The organism is Pseudomonas californiensis, assembly GCF_021147775.1.
Taxonomy (GTDB): domain Bacteria; phylum Pseudomonadota; class Gammaproteobacteria; order Pseudomonadales; family Pseudomonadaceae; genus Aquipseudomonas; species Aquipseudomonas californiensis.
The window spans coordinates 37170-55725 of record NZ_JAGTPK010000019.1 but is presented as its reverse complement, the minus strand read 5'-3'; the positions used below and the strand labels follow the sequence as shown (position 1 = coordinate 55725).

General features: G+C 56.7%; 17 protein-coding genes and 3 pseudogenes. 4 read left to right on the top strand and 16 right to left on the bottom strand.

The features are described 5' to 3' along the window. Window positions 1–8: 8 nt before the first annotated feature. The 11 genes and pseudogenes from KDX37_RS18660 to KDX37_RS18615 all read right to left on the bottom strand — a co-directional run bounded on the left by KDX37_RS18660 (window position 9) and on the right by KDX37_RS18615 (window position 9252). On the bottom strand, window positions 9–1037 hold the full coding sequence (locus tag KDX37_RS18660; protein WP_231654187.1) for an apurinic/apyrimidinic endonuclease family protein: 1029 nt from the start codon (window positions 1035–1037) through the stop codon (window positions 9–11). A 246-nt stretch (window positions 1038–1283) separates the two neighbouring features. Beyond that, window positions 1284–2049 (bottom strand): annotated as a pseudogene (locus tag KDX37_RS18655) (c-type cytochrome). Window positions 2050–2200: 151 nt separating this feature from the next. Continuing rightward, the gene (csgH, locus tag KDX37_RS18650; RefSeq protein ID WP_231654186.1) at window positions 2201–2494 is read right to left on the bottom strand and encodes a curli-like amyloid fiber formation chaperone CsgH; all 294 of its coding nucleotides are present in this window, start codon (window positions 2492–2494) and stop codon (window positions 2201–2203) included. A gap of 5 nt (window positions 2495–2499) precedes the next feature. Then, window positions 2500–3006, bottom strand: coding sequence for a curlin-associated protein (locus KDX37_RS18645; RefSeq protein ID WP_231654185.1), 507 nt, complete (start codon window positions 3004–3006; stop codon window positions 2500–2502). Between the two features lie 23 nt (window positions 3007–3029). Beyond that, a complete protein-coding gene (locus KDX37_RS18640) occupies window positions 3030–3893 on the bottom strand; it encodes a CsgG/HfaB family protein (RefSeq protein WP_231654184.1) in 864 nt (287 codons plus the stop codon). 53 nt (window positions 3894–3946) lie between these two features. Beyond that, window positions 3947–4936 (bottom strand): hypothetical protein, encoded by a 990-nt coding sequence (locus KDX37_RS18635; protein WP_231654183.1) that lies wholly within the window; start codon window positions 4934–4936, stop codon window positions 3947–3949. Window positions 4937–5020: 84 nt separating this feature from the next. After that, entirely contained in the window at window positions 5021–5440 is a 420-nt protein-coding gene (locus KDX37_RS18630) for a curli assembly protein CsgF (protein ID WP_231654182.1), read from the bottom strand. Window positions 5441–5451: 11 nt separating this feature from the next. Beyond that, a complete protein-coding gene (locus KDX37_RS18625) occupies window positions 5452–5895 on the bottom strand; it encodes a curli production assembly/transport protein CsgE (RefSeq protein ID WP_231654181.1) in 444 nt (147 codons plus the stop codon). Window positions 5896–6379: 484 nt separating this feature from the next. Then, window positions 6380–6814 (bottom strand): annotated as a pseudogene (locus tag KDX37_RS29795) (methyl-accepting chemotaxis protein); the annotation flags it as partial. Between the two features lie 150 nt (window positions 6815–6964). Beyond that, a pseudogene (locus KDX37_RS29790) lies at window positions 6965–7603 on the bottom strand (PAS domain-containing protein); the annotation flags it as partial. Window positions 7604–7833: 230 nt separating this feature from the next. Next, window positions 7834–9252, bottom strand: coding sequence for a mannose-1-phosphate guanylyltransferase/mannose-6-phosphate isomerase (locus tag KDX37_RS18615; protein WP_231654179.1), 1419 nt, complete (start codon window positions 9250–9252; stop codon window positions 7834–7836). A gap of 264 nt (window positions 9253–9516) precedes the next feature. Here KDX37_RS18615 and KDX37_RS29435 point away from each other — a divergent pair, with 264 nt between their 5' ends. Next, window positions 9517–10419, top strand: a complete 903-nt coding sequence (locus KDX37_RS29435) for a DUF4214 domain-containing protein (protein WP_264759305.1) — start codon at window positions 9517–9519, stop codon at window positions 10417–10419. Window positions 10420–10573: 154 nt separating this feature from the next. Here the strand turns inward: KDX37_RS29435 and KDX37_RS18600 are convergent, their stop codons facing one another. Both KDX37_RS18600 and KDX37_RS18595 read right to left on the bottom strand, forming a co-directional pair. Next, complete coding sequence (locus KDX37_RS18600; protein WP_231654178.1) at window positions 10574–10834, bottom strand: DUF4214 domain-containing protein; 261 nt, start codon at window positions 10832–10834, stop codon at window positions 10574–10576. A 49-nt stretch (window positions 10835–10883) separates the two neighbouring features. Next, window positions 10884–11966 carry a trypsin-like serine peptidase gene (locus KDX37_RS18595; RefSeq protein WP_231654177.1) on the bottom strand — a complete coding sequence of 361 codons (1083 nt, stop codon included), beginning with the start codon at window positions 11964–11966 and terminating at the stop codon, window positions 10884–10886. 293 nt (window positions 11967–12259) lie between these two features. On the opposite strand from KDX37_RS18595, the gene KDX37_RS18590 reads away from it, so the two are divergent. From KDX37_RS18590 to KDX37_RS18580, 3 genes are all read left to right on the top strand, one after another. Continuing rightward, entirely contained in the window at window positions 12260–13426 is a 1167-nt protein-coding gene (locus KDX37_RS18590; RefSeq protein WP_231654176.1) for a glycosyltransferase family 4 protein, read from the top strand. A 125-nt stretch (window positions 13427–13551) separates the two neighbouring features. After that, window positions 13552–14508 carry a GDP-mannose 4,6-dehydratase gene (locus KDX37_RS18585; protein ID WP_231654175.1) on the top strand — a complete coding sequence of 319 codons (957 nt, stop codon included), beginning with the start codon at window positions 13552–13554 and terminating at the stop codon, window positions 14506–14508. Between the two features lie 126 nt (window positions 14509–14634). Beyond that, window positions 14635–15735 (top strand): acyltransferase family protein, encoded by a 1101-nt coding sequence (locus tag KDX37_RS18580; RefSeq protein WP_231654174.1) that lies wholly within the window; start codon window positions 14635–14637, stop codon window positions 15733–15735. A 37-nt stretch (window positions 15736–15772) separates the two neighbouring features. Here KDX37_RS18580 and KDX37_RS18575 read toward each other — a convergent pair whose 3' ends face one another. The 3 genes from KDX37_RS18575 to KDX37_RS18565 all read right to left on the bottom strand — a co-directional run bounded on the left by KDX37_RS18575 (window position 15773) and on the right by KDX37_RS18565 (window position 18273). Continuing rightward, window positions 15773–16702 (bottom strand): NAD-dependent epimerase/dehydratase family protein, encoded by a 930-nt coding sequence (locus tag KDX37_RS18575; RefSeq protein ID WP_231654173.1) that lies wholly within the window; start codon window positions 16700–16702, stop codon window positions 15773–15775. A gap of 233 nt (window positions 16703–16935) precedes the next feature. Next, entirely contained in the window at window positions 16936–17805 is an 870-nt protein-coding gene (locus KDX37_RS18570) for a DUF4214 domain-containing protein (RefSeq protein ID WP_231654172.1), read from the bottom strand. A gap of 129 nt (window positions 17806–17934) precedes the next feature. Beyond that, window positions 17935–18273, bottom strand: a complete 339-nt coding sequence (locus KDX37_RS18565; RefSeq protein WP_231654171.1) for a YceK/YidQ family lipoprotein — start codon at window positions 18271–18273, stop codon at window positions 17935–17937. Window positions 18274–18556: the final 283 nt, after the last annotated feature.

Genomic DNA, 18556 nt, shown 5'->3' with positions numbered 1-18556 from the left:
GCGCCCGGTCACTGACCGGGCAGCAGGTATTGGTGGTAAAACGCCAGGGTCGCCACGTTCTTGTGCTTGGCCTCGAACATGATGTCGAAGCGATCCAGAAACTGCAGCGCGTAGACGTTGGTCCAGTGGTTCCACATCTGCGCACTGTGGGCGTACAGGTCGCGCTTGGACACAACCTTGAGCAGTGGCTCGATTTCCAGCTTCTGATCGGCACTGAACCCCACTTCCTGCAACAGCTCGGGCGGCTGGGAGTAATGCATGGTCGGACGCACCCCGCGCCAGCTGGCGATGATGCGCTCCACCCTCGGATCATCTGTCGGGATGTAGTCGTTCTCGTGAATCCAGCAGTGGTGAATGTCCAGCACCACAGGCGCCAGATCGGCCAGCGCCAGGCAATCATCCACGCCGTAGGTTTTCTCGTCGTTCTCGAACGTGATGCAGTTGCGCGCCACCTCCGAAAGCCGTGGCCACAAGGCGCGTATGCCCTCCCCGCCAAGACGCCCGGCAATGTGCAGGTTGCATTTGAAGTCCTGAAAGCTCAGGCCATAACCCATCATGCGGATCATGTCGGCGTGGTATTCGAATTCAGCCACGCTGTTTTCGACCACCTCGGGCCGGTCCGAACCCAGCACGCAATACTGCCCCGGATGAAACGACAGCCGAATGCCCAGCTCGCGCGCCAGAGCACCAATGGCCGCAAAACCTTCGCCCAGCCAGTGCTGAATGGCCGGGGCCTGGTAGAGCGCGCTGACCTTGGGGTGACTGTAAAACGGCAGCAGATCACTGCTCAGGCGCAACATGCGCAAGGGCGGCGGCAGCTCACCGGTATACGCCAGCAATCGCAACTGCGCCTTGAGGTTGTGCTCGACAACTTCCAGCAAGCGGGCACGGGCTATTGCGGGCTCGACGCTTTCCATCCAGCGCAGGGTGGTGGTGCGCGGGTTGAAGGCGGCCTCGATGGTCTTCAGTTCGCCGGGTGCCAGGCTGCGGTCAGGGTGCCGGTACTGACAGGCGAAACCGATACGGGGTTGAATCATGCTGAATCCTTGACGGCCAGAGGTAATACGCTTGGGGATTCAGACAACCGAAAGCAGTCAGTGTGCCGTTCAAGAAGTGTGTCGCTCAAAAAGTGTGCCGTTCAAGAACAAGCCCAATCAAACACATTGTCAAAAAGCGCAGCTATCGTCACGAGCCTGAGTGACCTATGCCATACCCGTCAAATGAACTGTTATTCAAAGACGTCGAGCGAAAAGTCACGTGCGGTCGCATCCGTGCTCAACCGATCAGGGCTTGCTCTTGCGTCCCGCCATGTGTTGCAGACACCATCAGCATCTGCAAGTCCGTATCGGGCAATACCGTTTCTGAAAACGCCGGCATCTTCGCCTCCGGCCACTGACGCAAATCCTGCGGGTTACGAATGTAGCGCTTGAGAAAGTCCACACCCAGATATTCAGTCGGGTTGTAGGGAATATTCAGATCCGGTCCGAAATGCGAGTCACCCGCCCCGTTCAAGCGATGGCACGCCACGCAGTTTCGCTGAAACAGCACAAAACCCTGATTGACCGGATCGTCAGCCTTGAGCGCAGGGTCCGGCAACAGCGCGGGGAAGCGCTCGGCAACCGAAGCCAGACGCTTGATGCTGGCCACTTCAAAAGGCCATTGCTCCGGGCTTATGTTTCCGGCTTGCGGGTCCGTCCAGACCAGGTAGAACGGTCCGGCGCTGTGCTTGCCGGAAGGCAGCAACGGCCAGGGATGAGCCGGGTCTTCAATCGCCAGCCAGGCCCGTGCGCCTTGAACATTGAGCAATGGCGCAGCGGCCAGCTCGGCGGCAAACCCGTCCAGAGCCACGGCCTGCAAGTGATCGCCAGGCTTGATCCCGTCCAGCAGCGCCGCCAGCGGCACAGCCCGGTAGGTCATGTCCTTTTTATAGGACACATCATTTTTGACAGTAATGTCTTGCACTTGAGGATGAGCGAGCAATTCTTCAGTTTGCCAGGTGCGACTGCCCTGGCTTGGCTGCACCTCCAGCTGAGCGGCGGACAACGGCATGCTGACTATCAGAACCACAAACAGAACAAGCGCTTTCAAAGGATCGCCCTACCCAGGGGTGACAGGGCAAAAATCCTCTCACAGCGCGCCAGACCTGCATAGAGAGTTGAGCGCAAAACGGCGATTGTTCATAAAACTGAAACGAGCCCGCTCAATCACAAGCGCTGTCGACCTGCTTGAGCAGCGTGTCGTCCTGAAAGACCTCCAGATGCACCTGACAGCTGGCTCCTGCAGGCATGCTCAGTTGCACGACGCTGGCATCAGTACCGCTGTGCAATTCGCCGTTCTGGTTGATGCTGGACGTTCCGTTACTGCTGCTCTGGCGTACCGTCATGCGGTACTGCAGGGTCAACGCAGACGGGCTTTGCAGCATTGGCCGGATGATGATCGACTCGCCGACGCGTTGAGTGTCGACGGCAATGACCACTTGAGATACATCAATCATGGGGACTACCTGCGCGTCATACTGGCGTTCATGTTGTTGCCATTTTGGGTAATCGAAGCCGTGCCATTTACGCCCGACTGCACAATGGACGCCTGGTTACCCACGCCGTTCTGGTTAACAAACGCCTGATTGTAAGCGCCGCTTTGCACCACAGTGGCCTGGTTACTGACACCGGTCTGGGTGGTAAACGCCTGGTTGTAGCTGCCCGACTGGGTAACGGCAAGGCCGTTGTCCTGACCGTTTTGCAGAGTATTCAGGTAATTGCCGTTGCCACTCTGGCTGATCACCGACTGGTTATGCGTGCCTGTCTGATTCTGAATGACCGTTTGTGCCGTCGCACTCTGGTCGATGTGCGTCTGATTGTACGAGCCGATCTGGTAAATGGTCGCCACACTGCCGGTGGTAATGCTGGCATAGCGCGCTTCTGGCTTCAGATCGCCAGCCTGGCAAACGCCGCTGAGGACCATCAGGCCCAGCGCCAGCCACTTCAGGTTCCTGGTGGGGAGAACCATTTTCAGCTCCGTTCGAATGCGCTTCATTTATCGGACCCGGTGAGCGGCATGGAAACCATCTGGTCGTCATAGCTCTTCAGATAACTTTGCAGCAGGGGCTTGTTGAGGTCTTCCGGGTTTTTCAGCATCCAGCTGCCATCGCGCACACCTTGGGCAATCATATGCACCAAGGCGCTTTCGATGGCTTCACGCACACATTGCTGCACGGGTTCGTTGCGGCTGATGCCGGTTTCGACCTCCAGCAGATGCTTGAGCGACACGTATTTGAAAACGCCGAAATCCATCTGCACAGAAAACACCGTCTTGGTCGTGGTGATGCTCTGAATGATGTCACCCGTGCGCAAGTCCACAGCCCGCAGGTTGACGGTGACCTGATCCTGGCGATAAAGCTCGGACGGGCCGATGCCCAGATAACGCACCCCGACGCCGCCGGTTCTGACGTTGCTTTCATAGGCAACGATCGCACCTTCGATAATCAGGTTGGCCGGACGCAGCGGCGGCAGCTGGACCTGAGCCTGATCCTGGGGCTGTTCCAGTGCGCGGATGATCTTGCGCTCGGTCAGCAGGTCCTGAAGGTTTTCGCGTTCGACCGGCTTGAACCAGCGCGAATCGCGCAACGCAGTCACCAGCAACGAGGCAGCGCCCTGGGTAACTGCGGTAGAAAACGAGCTGTCTGGCGACGGCTTGTATTGTCCGGTCTGATCGCGCAGGCCATACACCGCCACGGCGATAGGGCCGGCAGGTGCAGGGAGGCTGGTCAGATCCCGGGAAGTATGAGTAGGCGGCGAAAGCGCAGCCGGATTGAACGTTGTTGCAGGACGGGACGTGGCACATCCACTGACTAGCATTGCCGCAATGACAATCAACGATAATGAGCGGATGTACATCGTCCTTCTCTCCAGATCAGACCCCGCGGCAGAAGGCCGCGGGGCTGCACGCATTACTTCTGAGTGATGTTCGCAACGTTGCCGTAGCCGCCGCTCTGGGTGACGGTAGCCGTCTGATTGTTGTTCAGCTGAGTCACATAGGCAGTGTTCTTGAAGCCCGCGTTGCCAAAGCCAGACTGGGTGATGTTGGCCGAGTTGCCGTAGCCTTGTTGCAGCAGGGCTTCTTCGTTGTAAGCGCCGGACTGGGTAGAGGTGGCGGTGTTGTTTTCGCCGATCTGCGTGACGCGAGCCGAAAGGTTGGTGCCGGAAGACTGAGTCAGCTTCGCTTCGTTGTCGTAGCCGCGCTGAGTGGCCACTGCACCGCTGTTGCTGACGTACTGCTGGCTTACACGGGCGCTGTTGCCAGAACCGGTTTCCTGCGACACGACAGCCTGAACGTTATTGCTCAGCACTTGAGTAACGACGCCGGTGTTGTCATGGCCATTCTGGGTCACGCTGGCCTGGGCATTGGTGTTGATCGCCTGCTGAACGTTGGCTGTGCTGCTGGCGCTGTTCTGAGTGATACGAGCACCGGAGGTGGTGTTGTCAGTCTGGTTGACCGAAGCTTCGTTACGGCCATACCAGCCACTGCCCGAACCTGCGCCCTGGCTGATGACTGCGTCGGTCCGTGCATTGTTGCGCTGGTAGATACCGGCAACGTTATCGTAGGAGCCCTGAGCAATGGCCGCGCCCTGAACACCGCTGCCGATCTGAGTGATGCCCGCTGCGTTGCGTGCACCCGATTGGGTAGCAGATGCGCTGTTCTTGTCGCCGTACTGGCTGATGCCGACACTGCTTCGATCAGCCGTTTGATTAACGCCAGCCGAGTTACTGTTGCCGGTCTGGGTAACACTGGTGTTAGAACGGTAAGCGCCGTCCTGCACAACAGCAACAGCGTTCAAACTGCCATTCTGGTTTGACGTGACCGTGCTGCTGTCAGCGAACGCGGAACCCGAAATGGCAAAGACAACAGCAAGGGACAACAAGGATTTATGAGCGCGCATGGATGCTTTCCTTCTATACGTTATAGTTAAGTGTGGTAGTGCCGGTTCATCAAACACAGGGACAGCAATACAGCAACAGCGGTATTACGGTTGGTTTACTTGAAACTGAGTGGTCTGCCCGGTGACTTTATCGGTGGTCACAATTTGCAGAACGCCTGTTTGTATATTGGTAATCGACACACGAAAGTCAGTGGTCTCGACAACACCGGGAATAAGCTTCCCGTCACTGCCGACAATGCTGGACGTCAGTGCCGATGAAACCCGACTTAAAATGGCACTTTGCAGCATTGAATTGAATTGCGTCAGCGCGGACTGTTCGGACGTGGTTGTCTTTTCTTTGAACTTGTTCTGGGCGGTCGCCTGGTTCAGCAATACCGGGCCATTCAAAGGGTTACCACCAAACGAAGGATTGTTGGGCACATACACCAGTTCGCTGGCCTGTGCAGACAGGCACAGCAGCGACAACAGGCTCAGGCCGACAACAAGCAGGGATGGCCGATGCATAAAAATACCTTTTAAAATTCGTCACGTCCCATATCGGGATCGCCAAAAAACTGTACCAGCTGATTGTCCAGAATCGCCTGATATACCTGAGCTGCCGCGTCGGCGCCCAGTGCGGGTATCAAAGAACGATTAGGCGGTAAAAACGTTTGAAACAGTCGCCGGCTACCGTAATCAACAAACACTTGGCTGCCCAAACGGGCGGTCGGACGTTCGGAAATGGCGACCGTGAATCGTCCGTTTTCATCCTTGTCATGCCAGGCAGTTGCAAAGCTGTCATAAAACGCGCGGCCCACAACTGTTATTGTCTGCCCCACTACCAGCCCGCCCACGTCCTGACGATTGATACTGCGTTGTTCCGTCAATGCCGTGGTGTGACTGACACTTGATTCAGCCCCTGCCGAAGTGACCGTGCATATATACAATACCGTCACACTCAGGGTCTGAAAGTAATTCATATATCACGCAGTGGTTGGCAGGTGTCGTGGGGGAATTTATATACGAACACATACAAAGTGCTACTACTTTTTGATAATAAATATAAAATATTTTCTGGCGTCAGAAAAAATACTCGAACGGATCTATTTTCAGAAAAAACACTGCTTTTTCTGACGCCGGGATTTTGAAGGACTGTTTGAACAGAGGAAGTGTTATAAATATGGCGTCATGAAAGACAAAGACGAGTGACCCGCGGTATGAACGACAGACGTGCCTCATGATGAATGTAATATGACACTCCCGCCGTGAACAATTGAATTTATATTCAATTGTTCATTGCCGATGTGTGTTTTCATTCTTCACCACGGCACAGCGATATCAACCGCCCACATGAAACAGTGCATTGAATCATTGAAGCAGTTATCAGGATGAAGCGTTTGAAAGGACGAACCTCAAACACTTCGGAAAACCCTCAAGCCAGAGCCCTGGCTTGAGACCCACTGTCTATTTCAACTGATTGGCAAACCGCCCGACCGCACCGACCACCTGCTTGGCGCCGTCCTGGATCTCGACGATCACCGCGCCCGCTTCGTTGGCCAGCAAAAGGCCCTGTTCGGCCTGGCTGCGGCTGTTGGCCATGCCGCGCACGGCCTCGTCGGCCAGCGCCTGGTTCTGCTGCACAACGTTGACGATTTCTTCGGTCGCCGCACTGGTACGGCCTGCCAGCTGTCGCACTTCATCGGCCACCACGGCAAAGCCCCTGCCCTGCTCACCGGCGCGCGCCGCTTCGATGGCAGCGTTGAGCGCCAGCAAGTTGGTCTGCTGAGCGATGCCGCCAATGGTCTGCACAATGGAGCTGATGAGCAACGACTGCTTGCCCAGGGCCTCGATACCCGATGAGGCCGACTCCATTTCCTGAGAAATCTTGCGCATCGTGTTGACCGTGTTCTGCACCACGTCCGCGCCGCGCTGGGCACTGACGTCAGTTTTCTGGGAAATCTCGAACGCCACGCTCGCGGCCTGGCTGACCTCTTCTTCGCGCGCTACCTGATCAGTCACCAGCGTGGCGAACTTGACGACTTTGTAAAGCTTGCCTTGCGCGTCGTGCACCGGGTTGTAGGTCGCTTCCAGCCACACCTCGCGGCCGCTGCTGTCGATGCGCTTGAAGCGGCTGGCCACGAACTCGCCACGGTTCAGCGTGGCCCAGAACTCCTTGTACGGCGCCAACGCGGTTTCATGCGGGTCACAGAACAGGCTGTGATGCTTGCCCTTGATCTGCGCCAGGCTGTAACCCATGCCGCGCAGAAACTGGTCATTGGCGGTCAGCACATGGCCACCCAGGTCGAACTCGATCACTGCCGTAGAACGCAGCAACGCTTGAATGAACGCCGAGTTCTCGGCTGCTGTTTCAACAGTCGTGGTGATGTCCGAGCCGTAGCACTGCAGTTGCTTCAATTTGCCGCCATCGTCCAGGACCGGCTGCCACATGGCCCGTATCCAGGCCAGCGAGCCGTCAGCGCGCAGAAAACGGTAGTTGTCCATTACAGACTCACCCTTGTGCACCGCCGCCTTGAGGTTGCGATAGCAATCGAGCTGCTTGACGTAGGTCGGGACGATCTCATCCAGACTTCTGCCCAGCAGCTGCTCGCTTCTATAGCCCAGCATCCTGAGGAAGTTGTCGTTGGTGTGAGAGATACGGTTATCGGCATCCAGCGTCAGCGAAACCATGCGAGCGTCGATACCCGTCTGCATCTGCCGGTACATCGATAACTCGGCTTGCTGTGCCTGTAATTCCTTTTTCAAGCGGGTATTGAACATTTCTGCACCGATAGTGGGGTTGTACTGCTGTTATCGGCTTGAGCGTAGACGGGATTAACGCGCTTCGTCAGAAATGCGAAACGCCCCACACGCAAGGCGTGTGGGGCGTTTCGACAAGTTCAGGCAGTGGGCGGTGACGCTTACTTCTTCAAGCGACCATAACGGTCTTCGAAGCGCACGATGTCGTCTTCACCCAGGTAGGAACCGGACTGCACTTCAATCAGTTCCAGCGGCACCTTGCCAGGGTTGGCCAGGGAGTGTTTGACGCCCAGTGGAATGTAGGTCGACTGGTTTTCGGAGAGGATCAGCTCCTGATCGTCGCAGGTTACCTTCGCAGTACCGGACACCACGATCCAGTGCTCGGCGCGGTGGTAGTGCATCTGCAGCGACAGGCACTCGCCCGGCAACACGCTGATGCGCTTGACCTGATAACGCTCGCCCATGTCGATGGTGTCGTAGTGGCCCCACGGACGGTTGACCAGCGGGTGCGTGACGAACTCGGGACGCTCTTCGGCCTGCAGACGCTTGACCACGTCCTTGACCTGCTGACTGTTGTGCTTGTTGGCAACCAGAATCGCGTCCTTGGTTTCGATGATGATCAGGTCTTCGACGCCCACTGTGGCCACCAGACGGTGATGCGACTGCACCAGGCAGTTGCGGGTGTCGATGGCCATCACGTCGCCTTCCAGACGGTTGGCGTTGACATCGTGCGGGCCCACGTCCCAGATCGCAGCCCAACTGCCCAGATCGTTCCAGCCCGCATCCAGCGGCACCACCAGCCCGGCGGCGGTGTGCTCCATCACGGCGTAGTCCACCGACTCGTCGGCACACAGCGCGAACTGTTCGGCCTGTACGTGCAGGAAGTAGTTATCGGCCTCGGCATGCTCCAGCGCAACACGGCAGGCGGCCAGGATGTCTGGACGATGCTGCTGCAGCTCACCCAGGAACACCGAGGCGCGGAACATGAACATGCCGCTGTTCCACAGGTAAATGCCGGAAGACAGATACTCTTCGGCCATTTGCTGGGACGGTTTCTCTTTGAAGCCGGCAATGTCAAAGCCGCCCTGGGCAATCGACTTGCCGCACTGGATGTAACCAAAACCGGTTTCGGCGTGGGTCGGCGTGATCCCGAAGGTCACCAGACGGCCAGCCTCGGCGTGCGTCTGGGCAACGCGAACAGCCTCGCGGAACGCTTCTTCATCATGGATGTGGTGGTCGGCGGCGAGCACCAGCAGGATCGGGTCCGTGCCGTCGGCAATCGCTTCCAGCGCAGCCAGCGCAATGGCCGGAGCGGTGTTGCGCGCCAGCGGCTCGAGAATCACGCGGCGGCTGCCCATCTTGGCCACACGCAATTGCTCGGCCACGATAAAGCGATGGTTCTCGTTGCTGACCACAACCGCAGGCGCGTGCTCCAGGCCCTGCAGACGCGCGAGGGTACGTTGAAACATCGTTCCCTGATCCTGGCCATCGAGGGCAAGAAACTGCTTGGGAAAGCTCTGCCGCGACAGGGGCCACAGACGCGAACCATTGCCGCCAGCCAGGATTACAGGGGTAAACATAGATGCTCCAGTCTTGTGCAACGTGAACGTAGCGAGGGGCGCATTATCCGGGGCCTGTAGCCGGGATGCAATATTGATTGGTGGCCAGAAAAAGCCGTCCTACACCACACAACGTCCTTTTACTGCGTCGGAACTATCGCTCTTTTGCGCAGTCCTACGACGACTTTACATGGCGTTGTATCAGTATCGATACAACCTTCTCTGTTTACCTGAAGCGCAATTCACGCTCTATCGATGCGCACGAGCATCAATCAAGGAAGACCCATGGCTATTCTAAAACTGCATCAGCCTATTGATATGAACGCACTACAAGCGTGGGACGGAACATTTCCCGTCGTCGACAGCGGGCATATAAGAGCGACTGACGGCGTCAGAACCCAGGATTACTTTGGCTCTTTCCAGTTCACTGACGGCGAGATCTCCGGCGGTGTTCTGACTTCTACCGTGGCTTATCAGAACGGCCCTTATTTTGAAGTAACCGGCCTGCAAGCCAATGCCGCAACCCTGGCGGAATACATCGGCAGCTTCGACATCAACGGTGCGCTGACCGAGATTCTCAAGGGCGATGACACCCTGATCGGCTCAGCGGGCAATGATGTGCTCAAAGGGGGTGGCGGCAATAACACCTACGACGGCGGTGCAGGCATTGATACCGTCTACTACAACGCTGGCAAGCAAAGCGTTTCCATCCCGTCCAGCGGCAACACCTATACGGTAGAGCATCAGGGAGGAACGGACACCCTGACCAACATCGAGCGTATCGACTTCGGCGCCGGTTCGGTATTGGCTCTGGATGTGAAAGCTGGCGAAAACGCAGGCTCGGCCTATCGCATCTACCAGGCCGCGTTCGATCGCAAACCCGATGCTGCCGGTTTGAAGTTCTGGGTCACGGAAATGGATAAAGGCACCAGCCTGGCCGACGTTGCAATGGGGTTCGTCACCAGCAACGAATTCAAGACGGCCAACCCGAGCCAGGATTCGACCACGCTCATCAACAGCTACTACCAGAACGTACTGCATCGCGCAACTGACGCCACAGGCTTGCAGTACTGGAGCAACCAGATGGCCATCGGTGTCCAGGCGAGCGATGTGCTGGTGGCGTTCTCCGAAAGCAACGAGAACATCAACAACACTGCCGGCGAGTTGAAAAATGGCATATGGATGTAACGCGTCAACGGAATTGAGCGCTTCGCGGCGCTCAGTCTGAGCATGTAAAAAGCATCTCAGGTTCATTTCGAAGATAAAGCGCTTCGATCATGACCACTCCGGATAATGGCTACGATCAGAATCAAGTCTTGAGCACTAATCAGTCCAATGACAGTCACCCCATCCAGATCCCTTGATTGACGACACTGCTCAGGTTGGCAACGTTTTCATTACTTTCCGAGAATGAAACCAGCAGGTCGTTGCTGCTCAGCCCATTGTTCAAGGCATTCACCCAAAAGTTGAAGCCTTGGGTATCAGGCGCCCGATCCAGTACATTGCGGTAAAAGGCGTTCAGCAGTTCATTCTGCGTCTGGGCGCTGCCATACAGGGTGCGAAACTCATTGCTGGTGATGAATTGGCCGGCGACAGAAGACAAGCTTTGTCCCGCGTCGGCTGCCGATATCCAGAACTTGAGTCCAGTGGCGTCAGGGGCGCGATCCAGCCTGGTACAAGCGGTAGACACTGCCAGCGGTCTGGCCTGCTGCAGTATCCAGCGCCAGGGTGCCGTCCTGAAATTTCACTCGCTCTATGTCGGTCAGGGTATCGCGGTCGGTAGCGTTATTGCGGTTGGCCACGATGGCGACGCTGCCACTGCGCGACACGTCGTAAACGCTGCGTACGCCGCTGTAGGTAACGGTGTCGACTCCACCAAGCCCGAAGAACTGCTCTGCCGTGGCGCTGGCGAAGAACTGGTTGTTGCCGGCGGTACCGTCCTGGCGGCTGGTGGTACTGCCAAGCAACGAATCGTTGTCTGCCATGTATCTGACCAGCTCGTTATACGTCAGGCCAATGTCTGCCCAGTTGTCGGTAGTGCTGCTGCCAGAGCTTTTGACACCGATCACATGTACGCCGGTGCTGTCTGTGACATAGAGCGGCCCGCCCGAGCTGCCTGGGCCAAGAATGTCGCTGCCGTCACGCGAAAAGGCGCTATAGGTGGAGTAGCGAGCGTCATGGCTGACATAGGCCGAGCCCTGTAACAGTCCTGTAGCGCCGCCGGGGTAGCCGAGGGTCGTGGCCCACTGGCTCTGGTTGTAACCGGAGGCCAGAGACAAATAACCCACAGTATCGCCAACGGGTACGTTGAGCCCGATCAGCGCTACGTCGTATTGGGACTCTGGCAGAGTCATGGTGCTATTGTCGCTGTCCTGAAATGCTTGAGCGGGATAGGCCAACACTTGCCACTGGGCATTGGTAAGCGAGATCAATGGCGCACTGTCGAAGCGATGGGTCTGGAAGTTGTAGTCAGCGCCTATATAAAACTCCAACTTGGTGGCATAACCGCCCAGGTCCGGATCAAATACCACATGGGTCGCGGTGAGGATGTCATTGCGCCCCACCACGGCGCCACTTGCGGTGTAAACCTGTCCATTGGCAAAAGTAGCCCTGATGAATACAGAGGTGGAGTAAGGGTACTGGCTCGGACTGACTTCGCGGATCATGGCAATATTGCTCGGCTGGGGCTGCTGAGCCACTTGATAGCACGGTGCTTGTAGCCCGGCAAGGGTCATGGCGGCCTTCAGTTGCGCTCAACTGAATCTTGAGCGAAATGACCAGCCGTGCAGGCATGGCTCCTGTTTCGGCCTGATAAACGGTAAGGACGTCCAGTTGACGTAACGACTGCAACGGGGAAACACCATGCAGTGATAAGGCGCTTTTCCAACGTTCCAAGCCATTTTGCCTTATCGTTCAGCAGTCCCTGTTAAACTCGGCTCTCGCGTTACTTGTCTGATAATGGCAAGCCGCACCACATTCAACTCATAGATTGATCGCCGCGCTGGCGCAGACAGGTAAGCTCTACTTCATGAAGCTATTGCTCAACGCCGAATCTCTCATCCCTCCGCTTACCGGCATAGGCAACTACACATTCAACCTGATCGAACAGCTGCGAGACGATGAGATCGAGGATATCGACTGCTTTATTGGTTCGCGTCACTACACGGCTGAGCAAGCCATCGCCAACTGCATCAGCTCCAGCGCCCAATACGCTCCCGGCACGCCTTCGTCTTCTTCGCAGCTGCGCACATTGTTGCGCAGTTGGACGTTCGCCTACCGCGCCAGAGAAATACTGCGCAGCACTCAATTGAAGATGAACGCAGGACGGTTTCGCAACCACGTCTATCACGAACCCAACTTTATTCTCAAAGCTTATGCAGGCAAGAGTGTCGCCACCATTCATGACCTCTCGTTCGTCCATTACCCACAGTTCCACCCACAGAAACGTGTGGAATGGCTTTGCGCGCAATTACCCAAGACCCTTGAACGTGCGGATTTCCTAATTACTGATTCGGACATCATCCGTGACGAGCTGATCAGTGATTTTGGCGTGGGCGCTGACCGTGTACATACGGTTTATCTGGGGGCAGCCGAAAGCTACAGACCACAAAGCGAGGTACAGACCCGCGCGAAACTCGAGCAGTATGGTCTGCAGCATGGTCGCTACGTGCTATTCGTCGGCACGCTGGAGCCACGCAAGGGCGTCGATACTCTTATCAATGCCTGGTGCCGCCTGCCAGAAGAGTTACGCAAGGAGTTCCCGCTGGTGCTGGCCGGTGCGCCAGGTTGGCATAATCAGGAACTCAACGAACGTATCAGAACGCTGGAAATCAGCCATGGCCTGCGCCAACTGTCGTTCGTCCCAAGTCAGGATCTGCCGACTCTGTATGCAGGCGCGGCGGTATTTACTTACCCATCCCTGTACGAGGGGTTCGGCCTGCCTTTGCTTGAGGCCATGCAATGCGGGGTGGCGTCGATCTGCACAGCGGATACGTCAATGTCTGAATTCGCCCAGGGCAGCGCTCGTCTGGTCGATCGCGGCAACGACGAGCAGCTGGCGGCACACTTGAGCGACCTGCTGAACGATGAAGCATCGCGCAATGAGGTCGCAGCAGCAGGTCTGCTGCGGGCCCAGGAGTTTTCCTGGAAACGCTGCGCGAAAGAGACGCTGGATATCTATCGGCTCGTCGACTGAACCCGATCGCACTGCACTGACCTAAAATCTGGCTGTGCGCAGGCACCTATGCTGGCAAAGACTGTCTATTCGCAGGACTGCCAGGATCGCTCGCTTGCGCCTCGGCCATCAAGGAAATTCTGACCATGCAACGCATACTCATCACGGGCGCCAACGGTTTTGTTGGGCAAATTCTCTGCAAGATTTTGCAGCAGGCCGGGCAGCATGTCATCGCCCTGACAAGCTCGTCCTCACCAACGCCGCAACATGCCGACCAATCCGTGCAATGCGACATTCGCGACGCCAACGCTCTTGAGCAAGCCATCACCGAAGCTGCACCCACTCATGTGGTACACCTCGCTGCCATTACCAGCGTACCCATGAGTTTCAAGGAGCCCGTGCTGACCTGGCAGACCAACGTGATTGGCAGCGTCAATCTGCTGCAAGCGCTGCGTAATCGCGCACCGAACGCATTCGTATTATTCGTCAGTTCCTCGGAAGTCTACGGCGCCAGTTTCAAAAAGGGCGTAGCGTTGCGCGAGGACACTCTTTGTCAGCCGCTCAACCCCTATGCGGCCAGCAAACTGGCCGCCGAAGCCGCGTTCAACGAATACTTTCGTCAGGGTCAGCCCGGCGTGATCGTTCGACCGTTCAACCACATCGGTGCACAGCAGTCGGCCGATTTTGTCACCGCCTCATTTGCCCGTCAGATCGCCCTGATCGAAGCTGGAAAACAGGAACCGAGCCTGAAAGTCGGCAACCTGGAAGCCAGCCGCGACTTTCTTGATGTGGCCGATGTCTGCGACGCTTATGTGAAACTGCTGAAACTGTCACAGCTCGATAGCCAATACCCTCGATGCTTCAACATCTGCTCCGGAAAGCCGCGCCAGATTCGCGGCATTCTTGACGAAATGCTGGCCATGAGCAGCGCAGATATCAGCGTCATTCAAGACCCTGAGCGGATGCGCCCATCAGACATCGCCACTGCAACCGGCGACACCGGCGCAATGCGCGACACCACAGGCTGGCAACCGTCGATTGATTTGCACACGACGCTGGGGCAATTGCTTGCTTACTGGCGTGACCAGGTAGCCGTCGAATAAGTCACCGCGGTCTTGAAAAACACCCTGCGGGGTGTTTTTTTTCGTCTGCCAAAGACTTGTTAACGATTTGATACAACCCGGATACACTGCGCACAAAACACGTCCGACAATCAGGGATGCATTGGAATGAACGTACACAGTACGCGTTTTGCGCACATCGATTGTCTGCGTGCGGTCGCTGCGCTGTTAGTGATATGGATGCACACCAGCGAGCATTTTGTTCTTATTGCGGCACCGTCGATTCAGGATCGTCTGCACGACATTGCCTGGCTGGCCGATTTCGGCAGGATCGGCGTGGTGATCTTCTTTGCCATCAGCGGCTTCGTGATCCCTTCGAGCCTGCGGGCCGATCACGCTGGATCATGCCGTCAATTCCTCATAAAACGCCTGTTCCGGCTATATCCCATCTACTGGTTTTCCATCCCATTCGGTCTGGTCACGTTCTGGTACCTCTGGGGAAAGGAAATTTCTCTGACAGCAATCCTGCTGAACTTCACGATGATCCAGGAAGCCCTGGGCATGCCCTCCATACAGGGCCAATACTGGACGCTGCAAACCGAGCTGGCGTTCTACGCGCTGTGCATCGTGCTGTTTTCCCTTCGCATACTGCGCTCCGCTGCAGTGCTCACTGCGCTGGTATTGCTGCTGAGCGCGATGTGTCTGCTACCCATCGTCCTGGCGTTTATCGGCAAGCCAGTTGCGCTCTCGCTTCCACCTGCAGCGGCAATGCTTGTGCTGCATCTGGGGGTGATGTTCTGGGGGGCGCTGTTTCGCATCTGGTATGACGGGACACCCATGCCCTGGTTTGTCCGGCTATCGGTATTCGGCTACATCGCTGTGTGGTTACTGATGGCAGCTGTCGCGACAAGCTACTACCTGTTGGTCACGCCCGAAATCAAGGTGCTGCACTTCTTCGTCCCCTATGCCTTGGGGTTGGCGGCATTTGCAGGCCTGGCTATCTACGGCAAGCTGAAGCCCGCCTGGCTCGTATGGCTGGGAACCATCAGTTATTCGCTGTACCTGTTCCATCCTGTGGTGTTCTATTCCCTGTCGTGGCTGGTACAGGTCGGCAATATCGGCTGGCTGCAACAATGGCCGACCGGAGCGTACATGCTGACCTCGCTGGCCGGAACGATCCTTGTCTCGGCGCTGACCTACCGTTATATAGAGCAACCGGCGATGCGCCTTGGCAATTCATGCGCCATTGCCGGGCAACCCCGGCAGTGAACCCGCTTGATAGACGTTGCCCGCAAAAGGCGGCGCGTCAGCGCCCCAGCAACTTGGCCAGCCCGACACCCAGAGGCGTCGGCTCGGCCAGTACGAAACGCTCCAGCAAACGCTGGTTATCGGCGCGTGAATGCTTGATGTCCCCGGCGCGCGCAGACTGATAAGAAACGTGCGGCAAGCCCCCGACGACCTGCTTCAGCGCTGACAACAGTTGATTGAGCGATGTGGTCTGATTCAGCCCAACGTTGATCGCACCCTCCTCCACCTCGACCCGCTCCAGCGCCTGAGTCAGCAGCTTGACCAGATCGCCAACATAGAAAAAGTCCCGGGTCTGCTCGCCATCACCGAATACGGCAATCGGCAAACCTTTCTCGGCACGCTCGGAAAAAATGCTGATCACCCCTGAATAAGGTGAAGAAGGATCCTGGCGCGGGCCGAAGATATTGAAAAAGCGAAAGATCACCGGCTCCAGCGCATGCTGACGGCGGTAGAAGTCGAGGTAGTGTTCGCTGGAAAGCTTGTCCGAAGCATAAGGCGTCAGCGGCGACTTGGGTGTCTCTTCGCTGATGGCCTGACCCTCGCCATTGTTGCCGTAGACAGCAGCGCTTGAGGCGAACACCACGCGTTTGATACCCGACAGGCGCATGGCCTCGCAGACATTCAGTGTGCCGACAAAATTGCTCTGGTGAGTCCGCACCGGGTCGTCTACAGAAGCTTGAACCGAAGCCACTGCCGCCAGATGCACGACGGCCTGACAGCCCTGGGCGGCACGCAACACCAGCGCCGCATCGGCAACATCGCCCTGAATCAGTTCGACACGCGGGTTGTCCAGCGCCAGGTTGCTGCGCTTGCCCGTGGACAAGTCGTCGAGGATGCGCACCGCGTAGCCCTTGGCGAGTAGCGCGTCAGCGAGGTGCGAGCCAATGAAACCGGCACCGCCGGTGATCAGAACGGGAGCATCAGACATATAGGTAATAACGATCCGGTAGAGGAAGGAAAAATGGCTGCAAACATAACATGCTTGCCGGACCTGCCAGAAGACCAAACCTGGAGCTGCAAAGGCTCATCTGCCGCAGTCCTCAGACACACCGAATCATCATTATTCGCGAACAGTTTCGCGTCTGGAGATGACTGAACCAGGATGCGTGGCGAACAATGTCGAGCGCCACTCAGGGCGCTCGTACAGCAATCACAGAACCGTTATCCCAACCAGATACCGTTCTTGGTGGCGGCTGCAGTGTTACCAAGGTTTTCGTTGCTTTCAGCGAATGCCACCAGAATTTCGTGGGAAGGCATGCCACCCGCAGCCTGGTTGCTCCAGAAGGCCAAACCCTCGGCGTCGGCCGGGCGGTGCAGTACATTCTGATAATAGCTTTTGAGCAATGAAGGGGTATCGCTTGCCGGGTTCAGCGTACGGAACTCGTTGCTCTGTACAAACCCCATGGCGACGTCTGCGATGCTGGCGCCCTGATCAACCTGACTGACCCAGAACTTGAGTCCGCCTGCATCCGGCTTGCGGTCGAGTGCTGCCTGATAAAGGCGATAAACCGAACCAGAGGTCTGGCCAGCTTTTACATCCAGAGCCAACGTGCCGTCGGTGAAGGCCAGACGCTCGACGTTGTTGATGGCGTCGGTCTTGCCGGCAACAGTCGCGAGATAACCCGTCCCGCTGGCAGCAACAGTGACATCACTCTTGAGAACGCCGTAATCGAGCGTGTCCCGACCCGTGCCGCCGTTATAGTCATCATTGCCCAGAGACGCATAAAACGTGTCATTGCCCGCAGAGCCATTGATCACGTCATTGCCTTTGAACAGCGTTGAAGCCGCGTAGGTATTGGTGGCGCTGATGGTGAACCCGGAAAACGTGACATAAGGCGTATTGTCATAGGAATACGTAATGCTGTTGGCTATCCCCGAACCGGTAGGGCTGAAAATGCCACTGACCGCAGCGCTGTAAGGACCGCTTCCGGTCACAATAAGCGTACTGCTGGCACTGATCAGGCCGAGCGTTCCGCTGAAGCCTTGAAAAAAAGCCGCATCGGCAGGCTGGTGATACGTAATAGTTGCCACTGAAAAATCCCTCTTGCAAGCACGATAAAAAATGCGCACCGTCAAAGCGCTGGCATTGTAATGATCTGCTTACAGTATTGTTACTTGCACTTACATTTACCCGTAAAAAAGTCGATGAGCGGCCTTATATCAATATGGCTTGCGCCGAACTTTGATATCACCGTGCCGGTACTGCGAGTAGCGCGTGTAGGGCAGCAGTAATGTGTCGGCAATACCAGACAGTGCAAGATCGGTTGCAACCGTCAGCGCATCCCAGTGTGGCCCGGAGCGCGGAGGAGGATTGAGGTTACAGAATTGATATGACGCACCACTGTAGGCACGGGGGATCGAATAACAATTGGATTGCCAGCGCGCCAGATCGTCGGCGGCGCCCTTCTCGTCATTCAGGGTCTTGAACGCACCGCAGCCTGAAACCGTTGCCACAATCCCTGTCATGCCCATGGTTTCATCGGCATGCACTCCTGTCATAAAGGACTGCATCGTAAACCGAAGCTGATGCTTCCAATAATCGAACCCGATTTGCACAGCCGGACAACGTCCGGCTTGCACCCGGCGCCTGAACCGATAGCGGGTCAACACGCGATGGTTAATGCCACGGCCCCTTACAAAACGGGCCTTTGCCGGTGACTTTCGATTCCCGGAAAGCAAAAAACCCCATCTTCCTGGGAAAGACGGGGTTTAATTTTTGGCATTTGCTTCACAACCTACGAGCGCAGATTAAACGATGGAGCAGCCTAAAGCGAGCGCCTTG

Coding starts and splice junctions, on each gene's coding strand:
- KDX37_RS18585 (WP_231654175.1), top strand. CDS start 13,552: ATGCAACGCATACTCATCACGGGCGCCAACGGTTTTGTTGGGCAAATT.
- KDX37_RS18615 (WP_231654179.1), bottom strand. CDS start 9,252: ATGTTTACCCCTGTAATCCTGGCTGGCGGCAATGGTTCGCGTCTGTGG.
- KDX37_RS18595 (WP_231654177.1), bottom strand. CDS start 11,966: ATGACCCTTGCCGGGCTACAAGCACCGTGCTATCAAGTGGCTCAGCAG.
- KDX37_RS18590 (WP_231654176.1), top strand. CDS start 12,260: ATGAAGCTATTGCTCAACGCCGAATCTCTCATCCCTCCGCTTACCGGC.
- KDX37_RS18565 (WP_231654171.1), bottom strand. CDS start 18,273: ATGACAGGAGTGCATGCCGATGAAACCATGGGCATGACAGGGATTGTG.
- KDX37_RS18635 (WP_231654183.1), bottom strand. CDS start 4,936: ATGCGCGCTCATAAATCCTTGTTGTCCCTTGCTGTTGTCTTTGCCATT.
- KDX37_RS18640 (WP_231654184.1), bottom strand. CDS start 3,893: ATGTACATCCGCTCATTATCGTTGATTGTCATTGCGGCAATGCTAGTC.
- KDX37_RS18645 (WP_231654185.1), bottom strand. CDS start 3,006: ATGGTTCTCCCCACCAGGAACCTGAAGTGGCTGGCGCTGGGCCTGATG.
- KDX37_RS18575 (WP_231654173.1), bottom strand. CDS start 16,702: ATGTCTGATGCTCCCGTTCTGATCACCGGCGGTGCCGGTTTCATTGGC.
- csgH (WP_231654186.1), bottom strand. CDS start 2,494: ATGATTGATGTATCTCAAGTGGTCATTGCCGTCGACACTCAACGCGTC.
- KDX37_RS18625 (WP_231654181.1), bottom strand. CDS start 5,895: ATGAATTACTTTCAGACCCTGAGTGTGACGGTATTGTATATATGCACG.
- KDX37_RS18660 (WP_231654187.1), bottom strand. CDS start 1,037: ATGATTCAACCCCGTATCGGTTTCGCCTGTCAGTACCGGCACCCTGAC.
- KDX37_RS18580 (WP_231654174.1), top strand. CDS start 14,635: ATGAACGTACACAGTACGCGTTTTGCGCACATCGATTGTCTGCGTGCG.
- KDX37_RS29435 (WP_264759305.1), top strand. CDS start 9,517: ATGGCTATTCTAAAACTGCATCAGCCTATTGATATGAACGCACTACAA.
- KDX37_RS18630 (WP_231654182.1), bottom strand. CDS start 5,440: ATGCATCGGCCATCCCTGCTTGTTGTCGGCCTGAGCCTGTTGTCGCTG.